This window comes from Micromonospora maritima, from assembly GCF_902825405.1.
Lineage (GTDB): Bacteria > Actinomycetota > Actinomycetes > Mycobacteriales > Micromonosporaceae > Micromonospora > Micromonospora maritima.
Genome location: NZ_CADEAU010000847.1, coordinates 1 through 1,372, shown reverse-complemented (window position 1 = coordinate 1,372; position 1,372 = coordinate 1). Strand labels below are relative to the sequence as shown.

Genomic DNA, 1,372 nt, shown 5'->3' with positions numbered 1-1,372 from the left:
CGCCGCACGCTGCGCCGGGCCGGCGCGACCCACCTGGAGCTGCGCACCGACCGGGACTGGTGCGCGGACGTGGTCCGGCACGTGCACGAGCAGCGCCGGCTGGCGACGGCGCCGGCCGGCGTCCGGGGAGGTGTCGCATGACCTGGCAGTCGCCCGCCCGCCTGTGGCTGCTGCTCGTCGTCGCCGCGCTGGTCGCCGGCTATCTCGTCCTGCAACGCCGGCAGAGCCGCTACGCGGTCCGGTTCACCAACCTGCGCCTGCTCGACCGGGTGGCCCCGCGCCGGCCGGCCTGGCGCCGGCACGTCCCGGCCGGACTCTTCCTCGCCATGCTGGCCCTGCTGGTGGTCGGCTTCGCCCGGCCGGAGGCGGAGGTGCGGGTGCCCCGGGAGCGGGCCACCGTGATGGTCGCGGTGGACGTCTCCACCTCGATGCTCGCCTCCGACGTGGACCCGGACCGGCTGACCGCGGCCAAGGAGGCCGCCGGGAAGTTCGTCGACGGGTTGCCGGACGAGTTCAACGTCGGGCTCGTCGCGTTCGCCGGCAGCGCGGCGGTGCTGGTGCCGCCGAGCACCGACCGGGAGGCGCTGCACGAGGGGATCGAACGGCTGGCCGAGGGCATCACCGGTGTGCAGGGGACCGCGATCGGCGAGGCGATCAGCACCTCGCTCGGCGCGGTGAAGAGCCTGGACGCGACCGCCGCGAAGGACCCGCCACCGGCCCGGATCATCATCCTCTCCGACGGCGCGAACACCTCCGGGATGGATCCGATGGAGGCCGCCGACCAGGCGGTCGCCGCCAAGGTGCCGGTGCACACCATCTCCTTCGGCACGCCCGGCGGGTCGGTCGACCGGGGCGGCCGGGCGATCCAGGTGCCGGTGGACGGGCAGACGCTCAAGGCGGTGGCCGACCAGACCGGCGGCGGCTTCCACGAGGCCTCCACCAGCGCCGAGCTGAAGGACGTCTACGAGGACATCGGCACCTCGGTCGGCTACCGCACGGAACGGCAGGACGTCTCGGCCCGCTTCATCGGGTTCGGACTGGTCCTGGCCATGGGCGCCGCCGCCGGGTCGCTGCGGTGGTTCTCCCGACTGCCCTGACCCGCACACCACGACCGGACGACGGCACGACACGTGAGGAGCCAGGCATGGCAGTGCAGACCGGACTCGGCGAGCCGCGCGGGCCGTGGTTCGTCTCGCCGGAGCTGGACCCGGACGGGCGCGGGTACCGGGACGGCACCGGACCCGATCAGGTGGTGGGGCGGCGGAGTTGGCGCAGCCGGCTGCTGAGCGTGGCGGCGGTGGTGGCGCTCTCCACCGTCTCCGGCGCGGCGGCCGGCACCTGGGCCGCCGACCGGGGCGCGCCCGGCCCGTCC

At 75.3% G+C, this 1,372-nt stretch carries 1 protein-coding gene and 2 pseudogenes; all 3 read left to right on the top strand.

The window, feature by feature from the left end:
* Nucleotides 1-141: pseudogene (locus HUW36_RS32925) on the top strand (DUF58 domain-containing protein); the annotation flags it as partial.
* Complete coding sequence (locus HUW36_RS32920; RefSeq protein WP_174531591.1) at nucleotides 138-1,097, top strand: VWA domain-containing protein; 960 nt, start codon at nucleotides 138-140, stop codon at nucleotides 1,095-1,097. The pseudogene HUW36_RS32925 and the gene HUW36_RS32920, both read left to right, overlap by 4 nt.
* Nucleotides 1,098-1,144: 47 nt before the next feature.
* Nucleotides 1,145-1,372, top strand: a pseudogene (locus tag HUW36_RS32915) (peptidase S1); the annotation flags it as partial.